Origin of the sequence: Pseudonocardia sp. D17 (assembly GCF_036984265.1) — a bacterium.
Lineage (GTDB): Bacteria > Actinomycetota > Actinomycetes > Mycobacteriales > Pseudonocardiaceae > Pseudonocardia > Pseudonocardia benzenivorans.
The window spans coordinates 39637-53992 of sequence record NZ_BPRG01000020.1; the positions used below are offsets into that span (position 1 = coordinate 39637).

15 protein-coding genes, 2 tRNA genes and 1 pseudogene are annotated in these 14356 nt (G+C 70.7%); 8 read left to right on the forward strand and 10 right to left on the reverse strand.

Features of this window, described 5'->3' with window-relative positions; translation table 11 throughout:
* The first annotated feature begins 285 nt into the window (after positions 1-285).
* The 7 genes from gyrB to PSD17_RS03085 all read left to right on the forward strand — a co-directional run bounded on the left by gyrB (position 286) and on the right by PSD17_RS03085 (position 7200).
* Positions 286-2268, forward strand: coding sequence for a DNA topoisomerase (ATP-hydrolyzing) subunit B (gyrB, locus tag PSD17_RS03055; RefSeq protein ID WP_103383147.1), 1983 nt, complete (start codon positions 286-288; stop codon positions 2266-2268).
* Positions 2269-2323: 55 nt separating this feature from the next.
* Complete coding sequence (gene gyrA, locus PSD17_RS03060; protein WP_379653017.1) at positions 2324-4831, forward strand: DNA gyrase subunit A; 2508 nt, start codon at positions 2324-2326, stop codon at positions 4829-4831.
* 58 nt (positions 4832-4889) lie between these two features.
* The gene (locus PSD17_RS35275; RefSeq protein ID WP_013672234.1) at positions 4890-5993 is read left to right on the forward strand and encodes a DUF3566 domain-containing protein; all 1104 of its coding nucleotides are present in this window, start codon (positions 4890-4892) and stop codon (positions 5991-5993) included.
* A gap of 97 nt (positions 5994-6090) precedes the next feature.
* Positions 6091-6164, forward strand: a tRNA-Ile gene (locus PSD17_RS03070).
* Positions 6165-6202: 38 nt separating this feature from the next.
* Complete coding sequence (locus PSD17_RS03075) at positions 6203-6322, forward strand: DLW-39 family protein (RefSeq protein ID WP_013672235.1); 120 nt, start codon at positions 6203-6205, stop codon at positions 6320-6322.
* A 41-nt stretch (positions 6323-6363) separates the two neighbouring features.
* A tRNA-Ala gene (locus PSD17_RS03080) sits at positions 6364-6439 on the forward strand.
* Positions 6440-6528: 89 nt separating this feature from the next.
* On the forward strand, positions 6529-7200 hold the full coding sequence (locus PSD17_RS03085; protein WP_339121389.1) for a hypothetical protein: 672 nt from the start codon (positions 6529-6531) through the stop codon (positions 7198-7200).
* On the opposite strand, the gene PSD17_RS03090 is transcribed toward PSD17_RS03085, so the two are convergent.
* The 10 genes and pseudogenes from PSD17_RS03090 to PSD17_RS03130 all read right to left on the reverse strand — a co-directional run bounded on the left by PSD17_RS03090 (position 7172) and on the right by PSD17_RS03130 (position 13791).
* A complete protein-coding gene (locus PSD17_RS03090; protein ID WP_339121391.1) occupies positions 7172-7957 on the reverse strand; it encodes a GAF and ANTAR domain-containing protein in 786 nt (261 codons plus the stop codon). The genes PSD17_RS03085 and PSD17_RS03090 overlap by 29 nt on opposite strands.
* A gap of 5 nt (positions 7958-7962) precedes the next feature.
* Entirely contained in the window at positions 7963-8808 is an 846-nt protein-coding gene (locus PSD17_RS03095) for a GAF and ANTAR domain-containing protein (RefSeq protein WP_339121393.1), read from the reverse strand.
* A 264-nt stretch (positions 8809-9072) separates the two neighbouring features.
* On the reverse strand, positions 9073-9207 hold the full coding sequence (locus PSD17_RS03100) for a hypothetical protein (RefSeq protein ID WP_339121394.1): 135 nt from the start codon (positions 9205-9207) through the stop codon (positions 9073-9075).
* 369 nt (positions 9208-9576) lie between these two features.
* Positions 9577-9735 (reverse strand): annotated as a pseudogene (locus tag PSD17_RS35280) (alpha/beta fold hydrolase); the annotation flags it as partial.
* 207 nt (positions 9736-9942) lie between these two features.
* On the reverse strand, positions 9943-10221 hold the full coding sequence (locus PSD17_RS03105; RefSeq protein ID WP_339121395.1) for an alpha/beta fold hydrolase: 279 nt from the start codon (positions 10219-10221) through the stop codon (positions 9943-9945).
* Between the two features lie 142 nt (positions 10222-10363).
* Positions 10364-11302, reverse strand: a complete 939-nt coding sequence (locus tag PSD17_RS03110) for an acyl-CoA desaturase (RefSeq protein WP_339121408.1) — start codon at positions 11300-11302, stop codon at positions 10364-10366.
* Between the two features lie 505 nt (positions 11303-11807).
* Positions 11808-12281, reverse strand: coding sequence for a DUF6292 family protein (locus PSD17_RS03115; RefSeq protein ID WP_339121396.1), 474 nt, complete (start codon positions 12279-12281; stop codon positions 11808-11810).
* A 60-nt stretch (positions 12282-12341) separates the two neighbouring features.
* A complete protein-coding gene (locus PSD17_RS03120; protein WP_339121397.1) occupies positions 12342-13085 on the reverse strand; it encodes an HPF/RaiA family ribosome-associated protein in 744 nt (247 codons plus the stop codon).
* Complete coding sequence (locus PSD17_RS03125; RefSeq protein ID WP_339121399.1) at positions 13051-13209, reverse strand: DUF6307 family protein; 159 nt, start codon at positions 13207-13209, stop codon at positions 13051-13053. Before PSD17_RS03125 ends, PSD17_RS03120 begins: the two co-directional genes overlap by 35 nt.
* A 51-nt stretch (positions 13210-13260) precedes the next feature.
* Positions 13261-13791, reverse strand: a complete 531-nt coding sequence (locus PSD17_RS03130) for a DUF5994 family protein (protein WP_339121400.1) — start codon at positions 13789-13791, stop codon at positions 13261-13263.
* 81 nt (positions 13792-13872) lie between these two features.
* Between PSD17_RS03130 and PSD17_RS03135 the strand changes: the two genes are divergently transcribed.
* A partial coding sequence (locus PSD17_RS03135; protein ID WP_339121402.1) for a hypothetical protein occupies positions 13873-14356 on the forward strand: 484 nt, incomplete at its 3' end.

Below are 14356 nucleotides of genomic sequence, written 5' to 3' on the forward strand. Positions count from 1 at the left end.
TGAACGGTGCGGGATCCACCGTTCGACGCGTTCTCGTGCCGTTCAGCGCGACGTGACTCGCCGAGAGCCTCCCGGAGACCCCGGTTCCGCCGTCGCGACCCGACTTGTGACGCGTTCGTCGTTCTCTGGCGCTTTCAGGGGTGTCCTAGCCGCGTTCCTGTGGGTGCAGACCAGTAGAATCAAGAGTGGTGCTTCGGGCGGACCCCGAATCCGCCCGCTCGACCGTCACCCCGTGTGCACCGAGCACGCGAGGGGCGTGACCTTGTACGAGGAGACCTACAGCCCGTGGCAGCGGAGAAGAAGAACGGCTACAGCGCGTCGTCCATCACCGTCCTCGAAGGCCTGGAAGCCGTCCGCAAGCGCCCCGGCATGTACATCGGCTCCACCGGTGAGCGCGGCCTACACCACCTCATCTGGGAGGTGGTGGACAACGCCGTCGACGAGGCGATGGCCGGCTACGCCGACCGCGTCGAGGTCGTCCTGCGCCCCGACGGCGGCGTCACGGTCGTCGACAACGGGCGCGGCATCCCCGTCGGCATGCACCCGGTGGAGAAGAAGCCCGCCGTCGAGATGGTGCTGACGATGCTGCACGCGGGCGGCAAGTTCGACAGCGACTCCTACGCGGTGTCCGGCGGCTTGCACGGCGTCGGTGTCTCGGTGGTCAACGCGCTGTCGAGCCGGCTCGACGTCGACATCGACACCGACGGCTTCCACTGGTCGCAGAAGTACACGCGGTCGGTGCCCGGCCCGCTGGTCAAGGGCGCCCCCACCCGCGCCACCGGCACCACCGTCACGTTCTGGGCCGACCCCGACATCTTCGAGACGACCACGTACAACGTGGAGACGGTCCGCCGCCGGCTGCAGGAGATGGCCTTCCTCAACAAGGGGTTGACCATCGTGCTGCGCGACGAGCGCAACGGCGACAACGGTGAGGCCGAGGAGCCGGATGCCGAGGGGTACGTCGCCAAGATCAAGGAGTACACCTTCCACTACCCGAACGGGCTGGAGGACTTCGTCGCGCACCTGAACAAGACGAAGGACCCGATCCACAAGAAGCTCGTCTCGTTCTCCGGGGAGGCCCCCGGACACGCGCTCGAGGTCGCGATGCAGTGGAACTCCGGCTACACGGAGTCGGTGTACACGTTCGCGAACACGATCAACACCCACGAGGGCGGCACTCACGAGGAGGGCTTCCGCGCGGCGCTGACCAGCACGGTCAACCGCTACGCGCGCGACAAGAAGCTCCTCAAGGAGAAGGACCCGGCGCTGTCGGGCGACGACATCCGCGAGGGCCTGGCCGCGATCGTCTCGGTCAAGGTCAAGGAGCCCCAGTTCGAGGGCCAGACCAAGACGAAGCTGGGCAACACCGAGGTCAAGTCGTTCGTGCAGCGCGTCAGCAACGAGTGGCTGGCCGACTGGTTCGAGCGCAACCCCACCGAGGCGCGCACGATCGTCAACAAGGCGGTGCAGTCGGCGCAGGCGCGGATGGCGGCCCGCAAGGCGCGAGAGCTGGTGCGCCGCAAGAGCGCCGGCGACATCGGGGGCCTGCCCGGCAAGCTGGCCGACTGCCGCTCGACCGACCCGTCGCGCTCCGAGGTCTACATCGTCGAGGGCGACTCGGCGGGCGGCTCGGCCAAGTCCGGCCGTGACTCGATGTTCCAGGCCATCCTGCCCATCCGCGGCAAGATCATCAACGTCGAGAAGGCCCGGATCGACCGCGTCCTCAAGAACACCGAGGTCCAGTCGATCATCACGGCCCTGGGCACGGGAATCCACGACGAGTTCGACCTGGCCAAGCTGCGCTACCACAAGATCGTGCTGATGGCCGACGCCGACGTCGACGGCCAGCACATCCGCACGCTGCTGCTCACACTGCTGTTCCGCTTCATGCGCCCGCTCGTGGAGCACGGCCACGTCTTCCTCGCGCAGCCTCCGCTGTACAAGATCAAGTGGGGCGGCCGGGGCGCCGAGCCGGAGTTCGCGTACTCCGACGCCGAGCGCGACGGGCTGATCGCCGCGGGCCGCGAGGCCGGGAAGAAGTTGCCCAAGGAGGAAGGCGTCCAGCGCTACAAGGGCCTCGGCGAGATGAACGCCAAGGAGCTCTGGGAGACGACGATGGACCCGGCGCACCGGGTCCTGCTGCGTGTCACGCTGGACGACGCCGCCACGGCCGACGAGCTGTTCTCGGTCCTCATGGGCGAGGACGTCGAGTCCCGCCGCTCCTTCATCACCCGCAACGCGAAGGACGTGCGCTTCCTGGACGTGTGATCCACACATCCGTTCCAGACGCACGTATGGATAAGAGGACCTCGTGACAGACACCTTGGACCCCACGGTCCCGCCCACCGGCGGTGCGGGCGGTGGCGACCGGATCGAGCCGGTCGACATCCAGCAGGAGATGCAGCGCTCCTACATCGACTACGCGATGAGCGTCATCGTCGGGCGCGCGCTGCCGCTCGTCGAGGACGGCCTGAAGCCCGTCCACCGCCGCGTCCTTTACTCGATGGGGGAGAACGGGTTCCGGCCCGACCGCTCCTACGTCAAGTGCGCCCGCGTCGTCGGCGAGGTGATGGGTAACTACCACCCGCACGGCGACTCCGCGATCTACGACGCGCTCGTCCGGCTCGCCCAGCCGTGGTCGATGCGCTACCCGCTGATCGACGGCCAGGGCAACTTCGGCTCGCGCGGCAACGATCCCGCCGCGGCCATGCGCTACACCGAGTGCCGGCTCTCGCCGCTGGCCATGGCGATGCTGCAGGACATCGAGGAAGAGACCGTCGACTTCCTCGACAACTACGACGGCAAGACGCAGGAGCCCGTCGTCCTGCCGTCGCGGGTGCCCAACCTGCTGATCAACGGCAGCGTCGGCATCGCCGTCGGCATGGCCACGAACATCCCGCCGCACAACCTGCGCGAGGTCGGCGCGGGCGTCGTGTGGGCGCTGGAGAACCACGAGGCCTCCGACGAGGAGCTCCTCGAGGCCCTCATGGCCCGCATCCCGGGCCCCGACTTCCCGACGGCCGGCCTCATCGTCGGCCGCGACGGCATCGAGTCCGCCTACCGCACGGGCCGCGGCTCGATCCGCATGCGCTCGGTCGTCGAGGTCGAGGAGGACGCCAAGGGGCGCACCATCCTCGTCGTCACGGAGCTGCCCTACCAGGTCAACCCGGACAACCTCATCGAGTCGATCGCGTCGATGGTCCGCGACGGCAAGCTCACGGGCATCGCCGAGATCAACGACGAGTCGTCCGACCGCATCGGCATGCGCATCGTGTTCACGCTCAAGCGCGACGCGGTGGCCAAGGTCGTCCTCAACAACCTCTACAAGCACACGCAGCTGCAGACCAGCTTCGGCGTGAACATGCTGGCGATCGTCGACGGCGTGCCGCGCACGCTGCGGCTCGACCAGGTGGTGCGCAACTACATCCGCCACCAGATCGAGGTCATCGTCCGGCGCACCCGCTACCGGCTGCGCAAGGCCGAGGAGCGGGCCCACATCCTGCGCGGTCTGGTCAAGGCGCTCGACGCGCTCGACGAGGTCATCGCGCTGATCCGGGCCTCCGAGACGGTCGACGTCGCCCGGCAGGGCCTGATCGACCTGCTCGACGTCGACGACATCCAGGCCCAGGCCATCCTCGACATGCAGCTCCGCCGGCTCGCGGCCCTGGAGCGGCAGAAGATCATCGACGAGCTCGCGGAGATCGAGCGCGAGATCGCCGACTACCAGGACATCCTGGCGCGCCCGGAGCGGCAGCGGCAGATCGTGCGCGACGAGCTGACCGAGATCGTCGACAAGCACGGCGACGAGCGCCGCAGCCGGCTCGTCGCCGACGACGGGGACGTCACCAACGAGGACCTCATCGCCGTCGAGGACGTCGTCGTCACGATCACCGAGACCGGCTACGCCAAGCGCACCAAGACCGATCTGTACCGGGCGCAGAAGCGCGGCGGCAAGGGCGTGCAGGGCGCGACGTTGAAGCAGGACGACATCGTCGCCCACTTCTTCGTGTGCTCCACGCACGACTGGATGCTGTTCTTCACCAACAAGGGACGCGTCTACCGGCTCAAGGCCTACGAGCTCCCCGAGGCCAACCGCAACGCCCGCGGGCAGCACGTCGCGAACCTCCTCGCACTGCAGCCCGACGAGCACATCGCCCAGGTCATGCAGATCAAGGACTACCAGGCGGCGCCGTACCTCGTGCTGGCCACCAGGAGCGGCCTGGTCAAGAAGTCCCGGCTGGAGGACTTCGACTCCAACCGCTCCGGTGGTCTGATCGGCATCAACCTGCGCGACGAGGACGAGCTCGTCGGAGCCGTGCTCTGCTCCGCCGACGACGACCTGCTGCTCGTCTCGGCCGAGGGCCAGTCGATCCGGTTCACCGCCGACGACGCCGCGCTTCGGCCGATGGGCCGGGCGACGTCCGGTGTGCTGGGCATGCGCTTCAACGACGGCGACCGGCTGCTGTCGATCGGCGTGGTGCAGGACGACAAGTTCGTCCTGGTCGCCACCGCGGGCGGCTACGCCAAGCGGACCCCGATCGAGGACTACCCGGTGCAGGGTCGTGGCGGAAAGGGCGTGCTGACCCTTCAGTACGACCGTCGTCGTGGCACGCTGGTCGGCGCACTCATCGTCGGCATCGACGACGAGCTGTACGCGATCACCTCGACCGGAGGGGTGATCCGGACATCGGCCCGCGAAGTGCGCAAGGCCGGCCGGCAGACGAAGGGGGTTCGGCTCATGAACCTTGGCGACAACGCCACTCTGCAGGCCGTCGCGCGCAACGCCGAGGACGATGCCGACGACTCCGAGCTGAACGGTTCGTCGAGCTGATCCCCCCGGGGACCTGCGCGCCGAGCACTCAGCCGAGCACCGAGGAGAGCGTCACCTCGTGAGCGAGAACAGCAAGCAGGCCGACGACAGCGGTCGGGTCGCCACCGGCGGGACGCCCGCCGGGGCCCCGGGGACCAACGGCGACGGAGCCGCACCGGGCCCGGCCGACCCGAACGGGCTCCCCGCCTCCAACGGGGCCGCCGCTGAGAGCGGTGGCCCCGCGGCGAGCGGTGACCCCGGCGAGAAGGGGAGTCCGGGCGGGAACGGGAGTCCTGCCGACGCGACGCCGTCGGCGGTCCCGGGCGACGCGGCGGCCGCGACCGTCCCCGCCACGGGGCCGGTGGCCGGCGGTGCTGCCAACGGAACCCCGCCTGCCGCCGGAGCCGTGAACGGTGCGGTCGCCGGTGCCGACGCCCCGCCGGAGACGGTCGCGGTCGACAAGCCGTCCCCCCGGCCGTCGCCCACCCCGGTCGGCGGCTCCGCATCGGCAGGCAACGGGGCCGCGCGGCCTGCGGAGGCGGCGGCGCGGCCGGTCCCGACGCCCCGGCCCGCCGGGGAGACCCGCCCCGCCGGCGAACCGGTGCCCGCACCCGGGCCGCTCGCCGAGACCCCGCCGCCCTGGCAGCGGATGCCGGGGGCGGAGCCGCCCGTCGCGCGCACCACCGCCGCGCAGGACCGGCCGGTGGGCGGTCTGTTCGACGGCCCGACGACCTACCTCGACCCGGCCGGTGACGACCGCACCGCCGACGGCGCACCCCAGACCGGGGCCGCTGCCGCCGTCACCGCTCGGCCCCGGCGCCCGCGCCAGGCCGCGCTGCAGCTCAAGCGGCTCGATCCCTGGTCGGTGCTCAAGCTGGCGCTCGTACTCGCCGTGGTCATCTTCTTCATCTGGATGGTCGCGATCGGCGTGCTCTACGGCGTCCTCGACGGCATGGGCGTCTGGGACCGGCTCAACGGGACCTACAACGACCTCGTGTCCGGCGAGTCCGCGTCCGGTGGCAGCGCCCTCATCAGTGCCGGCCGGGTGTTCGGGCTGGCCGCTGTCGTCGGGGCGATCAACAGCCTGCTGTTCGCCGTCGCGATGACGATCGGGGCCTTCGTCTACAACGTGTCCGCCGACCTCGTCGGCGGCGTCGAGGTCACGCTCTCGGAGCGCGACTGACCTGCGACGACGTCCGTCGCACCGGGCCGGCAAGGGTGAGGCCGGGCCGGTGCGAGGGTGGTGGTGGGGCTGATGTAGGGTCGTGTCACCGCCGCAGGGGCCTATAGCTCAGTTGGTTAGAGCGCGTCGCTGATAACGACGAGGTCGCTGGTTCAAATCCAGCTAGGCCCACTCCCACGGTTCCTGGTCACACATCTCCTGTCGAGGACGTGATCTCGTTGAAGAAGCTCATCGCACTTGTTGTCGTCGCCGGCGCGGCGCTGCTGGTCGTCACCAAGCTGCGCGGCCGCAACGAGGACGACCTCTGGCATGAGGCCACCACGAACTGACCGGCCTGCTCGGAGCGGGGTACCGTCGTCCCTGCCCGTCCGGGGACGTAGCTCAATTGGCAGAGCACCGCCTTTGCAAGGCGGGGGTTAGGGGTTCGATTCCCCTCGTCTCCACCACCGCTGACCTGCGAAAACGCTTAGGCCTTCCAGGCGGATTCCGGTGACGTGACGCAAAGTGTGACACGAACGCCGTAGCTTCCCGCCCCATGGCGAAGGCGGTCAATCCGCGGAAGCGTCAGCAGGGGAGCATCGATGAGCTGCCGGGCGGTGCTCTGCGCGTGCGCGTCTACGCGGGCGTCGACCCGATCACGAAGCGCCGACACGACCTCGTCGAGGCGGTCTCGCCGGGCCCGAAGGCGTGGGACCGGGCCGGGGAGATCCGGCTCCGCTTCGTGGCCGAGGTCAAGCAGCGCCGCAGTCCGCGCACGACGGCCACCGTCGACCAGCTGCTCGACCGCTACCTGGACCAGCACCAGGGCGGCAGGCGGACCGCCACCGGGTATCGCGAGTATGTCGACAAGCACGTCCGGCCGTTAATTGGTGACCGGAAGGTCGGGAGCGTCGACGCCGACGTCCTGGACTCCCTCTACGCAGAGCTCAGACGGTGCCGGGAGCACTGCACGACGAATCGTGGGACAGATCATCGGGCCCCGCGTCCGCACGACTGCGATGACCGTTGCCGGCCGCACAGGTGCCGGCCGCTGGGCAACGCGACGATCCGGAAGATCCACTACGTCCTCAGCGGCGCGCACAAGACGGCGATCCGCTGGCGATGGGTGGCGACAAGCCCCATGGATCAGCCCGGGTCGGTACCGGACGGCGTCGGTGCTGTCGAATCCGGTGGTGCGGTCAGCGCCGCCGGGCGCCTGCCTCCGTGATCACGGTCCGGGGGTCGAGCCTCCCGTTCACGACGTTGCGCGCGACTTCGGCCAGCCGCAGGTTGTGACGACGGGAGTAGCCGCGGAGCCGCTCGAAGGCCTGGTCCATCGGGACGCCCCCGTACTGGGCGATGACACCCTTGGCCTGCTCGATGATGACCCGGCTGTTCAGCGCCGTCTGCAGCTGCTCGGCGACGACCTCGGTGCGGCGGACCGTGCGCTCGGCGAGGATGCCGATCGTGGCCACGTCGGCCAGGGCCTGCCCCAGTGCCAGGTCGTCCTCGGGCAGCGGGCCCGGGACGCTATGCAGGAGGTTCATCGCCCCGATCGCCTGTCCCCGCAGCCGCAACGGCAGCGCGTGCACGGACCGGAACTCGGTCCGGGCGGCCACCGCGGCCACGAAGCGGGGCCACCGGTCGGTGTCGGACAGGTCGACCACCGCGACCGGGGCCGACGTCCGCACACACTCGACGCACGGCCCCTCTCCGGCCTGGAGCTGCAGCAGCTCCATCAGCTCGGCGTCCTCGCTCGACGCCGCGACCGTGCGCAGCCCGCCGTTCGCGTCGACGAGCATGATCGCCGCGGCGTCGGCGGCGAGGAGCAGCACGCTGTGTGCGACGAGCCGGTCGAGCATGTCGATCATGTCGTAGTCGTCGACCAGGGTGTCCGCGAGCTGCACGAACGCCCGCGAGATCTGCCGCTCCCGCCCGTCCCTGTCGGCGGGGCGCACCGCCGGTACCTCGGCCTCTGAGTGCATCGGTACTACCTCATCTCCTCGGTGAATACCAATCGCCGCTCGACCACGTCCCGGGCGACGTCGATGAGCATCCGTTGTTCGAAGAACGCCCACGCCCGCATCCTGGCCAGCGCGTCCTCCGGGCCGATACCCAGCTGTACCAGCACCATGCCGACGGCCTGGTGGATCTCGGGCCGCCCGAACAGGGCATCGCTCAGCGCCGCGTCCCGGACGCCACTGTCGTCTTGGTGGCCGTCCCCGTGAAGTGCGGGGTTCCCACGACCGTCGCTGTCGACACCGGCTGTACCGCAGCGTCCGCCGTGGCGGGCCTCGTCGTCCCCGACCCCCGTGTCCGAGCGAGGCGGTCCAGGCCGGGTCCGTAGCCGGAGCAGCAGCAGCGCGGCGACTTCCGCGACTCCGATCAGGTCCTGCCACTGCACCGCGGTGAACTCACCCGCCCGGAGCCGGTAGAGGTCCAGCACACCGATCGTCAACGCCCCCCAGTGCAGGGGGAGGGCGTACAGGGCCTTCACCGGCGTCCGCTCGGCCACCTCCGCGGCGAACACCGGCCACCGCGAGTGCTCGCTGGTCCTCGCCAGGTCCGACACGAGTACGGGCTTCCCGCTCGTCGCGGCCTCGACACAGACGCCCTCGTTGAGGGTGAACTGGAGGTCCTCGAGGGCGAGGGCGGTGGCGTCGCTGGCCCACAGCGTGCGTCGTGACGGGTTGGCGGGCAGGACCGAGATCGCCGCGCCGTCGACGTCGAGTTCCTCGACGCACGCCTGACACACCTTGCGCGCGAGCGCCTCCTCGTCCAGGTCCTCGGCGATGAGCGCCGCGATCTGCTTGGTGACTTCGCCGCGTTCAGCCACCGCGGCACCGCGTGCTCCGACGAGCTGATCCGGTACGGCTCACTGGCCTCCCACCTCGACGCGGAGTGGGTGCGGCGGGAACCAGGCCTGACACCGACTTGCTGGCGAACGTACCCGCCCGCGCGCCTCCGCAACCGCCCGGACGCGCCCACATCGCGACCGCGTGGATCCGACGGACCGGATCGGGGCGGGGCCGGGCCGGGCGGTCGTGGTCGGGCGGCAGCGCCGCCGGAGCGGTCGCGTCGCCAGGGTTGCGCGCCGCTGTCACGCGCTCGACAGATCGGCGTCGCCGATGGTGCCGTCGGCGGGCCGGCGCAGATGGCGGCGGAGGGATTCGCCGTCGGTGTGCGTCGGGGGGCTGGTCCGGATGAAATCGAGCACGATGGCGGCGAACCGCACGGGGTGTTCGGAGTGGGGGAAGTGCCCCGTGTCGTCGAAGACCTCCAGCCGGCTGCCCGGCAACCGTCGTGCGCAGCGAGCGTGTGGGAGAACGGGATGACGGAGTCCGCGGCGCCACCGATGAACAGCACGGGGACGTCGGCGAGGAGGTAGAGCCGGTTGGTGCCGTCGAGTCGTTGGCCGGACCAGCTCACGGTGCTGCGGACGGTCTGCACGAACGCGTGCCGGGCGTCCTCGTCGGTGAAGGAGGCCAGTGCAGCGGACACGCCGTCGATGTCGGACGCCGGGATTCCCGGGACCGCGAGGGCGACGCGGCGCAGAACGTCGACCAGCCGTGGCCGCCGGGGCGCTCATGTGCGGGCAGTGGCCGGTGGCGTCGACGGTCACCATGGCACTGCCCGCGATGTGCCGGTGGACGTACTTGCCCATCGCAGGCGGCGCGATCACGTCCCGCGCGCTCTGGATCACCAACGTCGGCACGCTCACCTTCGCGAGGTTCCGCCCGGTTGTCGGCCGGGAACGTCGCACGGGCGACCACCCTTGCCACCAGTGGATCGGTCCGGCAGAAGCTGGCGGTGAGCTCCTGGGTGAGCTCGGGCCGGTCGGGCGCGCCCATGATGACCGGGGCCATGGCGCCCGACCAGCCGAGATACTTGCTGTCGAGCGACTCGAGCAGCTCGTGGACGTCGGCGGCGCTGAACCCGCCGCGGTAGTCGATGTAGCGGGGCGAGGGGGTCAGGAGGACCACACCGGCGAACAGCTCCGGGCCCGGACCGCGGCGAGCACGCCGATCGACGCGCTGACGGACTGCCCCACGAGGACCACGGGACCGCGGTCGAGGGCACGGCAGAGGCCGAGCACGTCCGAGAGGTCCGACCGGCCGGCGCCCACGTGGTCGAACAGCACGACCGCGCACCGGGCGGCCAGGTCGTCGAGGACGAACCGCCACACGTTCTGGTCGCAGCCGAAGCCGTGCGCGAGGACGACCAAGGGTCCCTCGTCGAGGCCCGTCACCACGACGTTGTGGGCGGACGACCTCGGCGGCGTCGTCGGACATCTGCTCGGTTCCCCTCTGCGTGGTCCGAGGTCGCCGCATTCGCGGTGACGGGCGGACGTCGAGCGACCGGACCGCCCGGCGCCGGAGTCCCGACGGCCTTCAGCCGCGGGCCGTGAGCCGCGCGATCCGGCGAGGGGTGGGCCAGCGCACGCTGCGCGCCCAGCCGAGCTGCTCGAACACCCGGATGAGCCGGGCCGTCATGTCGACCTGGCCGCGGCCGATGCCGTGCCGGGCACAGGTCGGGTCGGCGTGATGCAGGTTGTGCCACGACTCGCCCATGGACAGGATCGCGAGCGGCCACACGTTGGTGGCCCGGCCGGGAGCGTCCCACGGGCGGTCTCCGATCATGTGACAGATCGAGTTGATCGACCAGGTCACGTGGTGCAGTACCGCGACCCGGACCAGACCGGCCCAGAAGAATGCGGTCAGCGCACCCCACCACGACAGGGTCGCGAACCCGCCGATCAGGGCCGGTGCCAAGAGGCTGATCACGGTCCAGAGCGGGAACAACCGGCTGATCCGGGCCACGTCGGGGTCGGCGAGCAGGTCGGGAGCGAAGCGTTCGGCGTTGGTGCGGTCACGGGCGAACAGCCAGCCGAGATGGGAGTGGAAGAAGCCCTTGGCAAGCGCCGCCGAGGTGGTGCCGTACAGCCACGGCGAGTGCGGGTCCCCGGCCTTGTCGGTGAACGCGTGATGGCGGCGATGATCGGCGACCCACGTGATCACGTCGCCCTGCATCGCGAGGCTGCCGGCGACGGCGAGCCCGCTGCGCAGACCCCGGCGCGCCTTGAAGGACCGGTGGGTGAACAGACGGTGGAACCCGGCGGTCACGCCCAGCCCGGACAGGAAGTAGAAGCCGACGGCGAGGCCGACGTCCAGCCAGGACAGCCCCCAGCCCCACGCGAGCGGTACTGCCGCGACCAGCGCGAGCATCGGGAGGAGGGTGAAGCCGTAGACGAGCGCTGCCTGACCAGCCGGCCGGCGGCCGGCGAGCAGGGGCTTGGCCACCGGCTCATCCGTCCGGTCGGTGGTCGGCATCGATGCGGCGTCGACGTCCACGACCGGCGTGGACGCGGTGGAACTTGGGGTCATGCGGTTTCCGTTTCGGTCGACGATCACCCGTCGCGGTATGCGCCGAGTGGTTCCGCCGGGGTCCGAAGCGGAGGAGGAGAGCCCTGGCCGCACAGCGGTCCGGGCTTTTACGACGAGAGGGGTTACCCGGAACCCTCGCCGACTACGCGCCGCGGCAATGCGGGCCGGCGTGGTGTCCGTCGCTCGTCGGCCCGGCGCAGACGCGCACCTCCGACGATCGCCGGGAGTCCGGGCCGCAGAACGCGGCCACGCTAGAGGACACGGCCACCGTCGGCCTCCCAGCGCGCCTGCCAGTCGTCCGACGCTCGGGGCGGGACCATCGGCGCATCGTTCGCGGTCGGCGGCGGCGTCGCCGCTCGGGAGCGGCTGCGGGCACGTCGGCGCGTGCGCCGCGATGCGGAGGACCGGATCGGCGTGGCCGGGTCGTGGTCGGCCGGGAGGGACGTGCTCATCACGGTGACGACGGGGTGTGGCCATCGGCCATCGCGAGATCGCTGACGAACTCCGCGATCTGCCCGGGGGCCGGGAACGGGTCCGGGTGCGGGTAGCGGACCGACCGCGCAGTCGGAGCCCGGCCCAGCTCGGCGGACCAGCCGACGCGCTCGTCCCAGACGATGGAGACGGGACGTGCGCGTCCGGGCTGCAGCACGGCCCCCAGGGAAGCCCGGGGGTCTCGTCGCCCGCGGTTCTCCCAGGTGGTGATGCGAAGTGCCGTGCAGTCGATGAGGACGGACCGGGTCAGGCCGCCTGCCTCACCGGTGCGCTGGGGCGGACAGGCCAACACGCCACGCTGCCCGAGGGCGTGTACCACCGCGCCGACGTACTGCTCGACGCAGTGTTCGGCCACCGCGGGGTCGTGGCTCGGGCCCTGCACGTCGGCGCTCAGCAGCTCGAGGGTGTCCGGGCGGGCACTCGTCGTCGACACGGTCTCTCCTGTCCGTTTGCCCCTCACGGGGTGTGCGGTGCGGGGCTGGCGTGCGCGTCGCTAGGCAGTGGTGTTCACGACCGGGTTCTGGTGGCCGCCGCTGTGGTCGCGGGTCAGGCGCCGGTCGCGGTGGCGGTGCAGGCGCGCCTCGAGTTTCACCAGCGCGGCGGCGAACGCGGGATGGAATCCGGAGCCGCGGGCCTGCACGCTGAGGGTGAAGCCCGGACCGAATCCGCTGATCTCGACACGATCGCGAAGCTTCGCCTGCCGCGGGTTGCGCTCGCGGAACACGTGGACCTCGAAGCTGTCGACGGCGTCGTCGTGCCGTTGGAGGTTGCTCATCTTGTCGATCACGTGTGCGCGTTGGCTCGCGCTGACGGTGAGTCCGTGGCCCAGAACCACGACCGGCCGGGCGGCCGGGCGCTGCGGTTCGGGTGCGACCACTCCGTCTCCCACGGTGGGCAGGCTTTCCTCGGCAGTCCCGCCGGCACTCATGAGCCGGTCGCCCGCTCGGATCGATCCGGGGCGGGGGCGGCCCCGGGCGCGCGCGGGCCGGTCGCGGCAGCCAGCAGCCGGAACATCTCGGCCGCATCGGGCCCGTCGTATACGGCGCTCCCGTGCGCGTCGGTGACGTGGTTCTCGCCGCCTGCCGGGGTGTTCCGCCAGGGCAGGGGATGCCGGCGCGAGAGGGCGGCGGCAGGTGCCCCGGTGTCGGCGGGCGTCTGGCCGGGTCGCTGTCGGAACGGCCATCTCCGGGTGGTCGTCACCATCAGCGCACCTTCTCCGGGATGTGGTCCAGAGCATGCAGGATCAGCACGGCGAGCTCGTCCGCCGCGGCCTTCGGCAGCGGCGAGTTCGTCGTCACCACCTCGGCGACGAGGTCGACTCGCTGTTCATAAGGGGTGCGGATGTCGCTAATGGTGCTCATGGTGCCTCTTCGTCCGGGTGTCGCTGCGGCAGACAGGATTGTGAGCTGCGCTCAGGAGGCGGTCGTGGACAGCAGGTCCGCGACCGTGTCCGTGTTGCCGGGTCGTGCCGCGGCAGCCATCGCTGCACGGGCATGCTCGGGAGCCTCGTCGACCGGCACCACGAGCAGTGTGAGGCGGTGCTTCCGCGTGAGGATGTCGATGGTGCAGGTCCGCTGGTGGTGGTAGCCGCCTGTCGCCACCGCGACACCGTCCACGGCGATCCGCCGAGGTGTCTCGTCCCAATCGCCCAGGTGGTAGCCGACTCGTTCGACTGGGCCGAACCGGTCGACAAGCGTCGGGATCAGGCTCGGAAGCTCGCGAGCGAGGTGGTGCGATCGCGGCCACCACGCGCCGTCCACCTGGCCGGTGGGAGTCGGGGTGGGGTCCTTTAGCTCGAATCGAGGCGGTTCGGAGGTGCGAGGCCGCGGGGTGGAGTGGTGATCGAGTGAAGTGGTTGCCGACGACACGTCGGGCTCCCGTTCCCGGGCGATCTCGCGCCCGGTGTCAGAGTTCACCGAGGGCGACGTGGGCCAGATCGCCACGTGCAGAATGCTCTCGGCGCCTCCGAGTCTAGCCCTACCGTCCGCACAGCGTCGTCCGGAAGGTCGAAGCAACGTGGCTAGATGCGTGATCGTCTGATCGGGAAGGGGTGTGGGGTCGCGAAGTCGACCCCGGCACTTGCTGAGCCTTCCGCGCTGCGTTGGGCCCGCGAGTCCATCGCGTACATCCCCGTGACAGCCTCCCGCAAGATCGGTGGGCCGGATGACCGGGTCGAGCAGTTGAGGCGGGAGGCGCGGGAGGCCGCGCGCAGGCGCAGCGCGGACATGCCGTCCGTGGCGGCGCAGGCGGTTGCGTCGCTCGATGCCGAGTCGAGCTGCCGGGATCGCGGCATGAACCGCGCCGGTCCGGGGGGTGGTGCTGCAATCGTCGTTTCCGGGCTCGGCGTCGTGGGATGCGGTGTCAGCGGGCAGCATGGCCCGGAGCGGCTGGAGTCCCGGACTCCCCGGCCAGGTCGCGGCGACCCAGTCCGGCAAGGTTCGCCGCGACTGTCAACGGCCAGCTTGAAATCCCCGCTGGCGGCCAGTAGTTCTCCCCACTGGTGGCCAG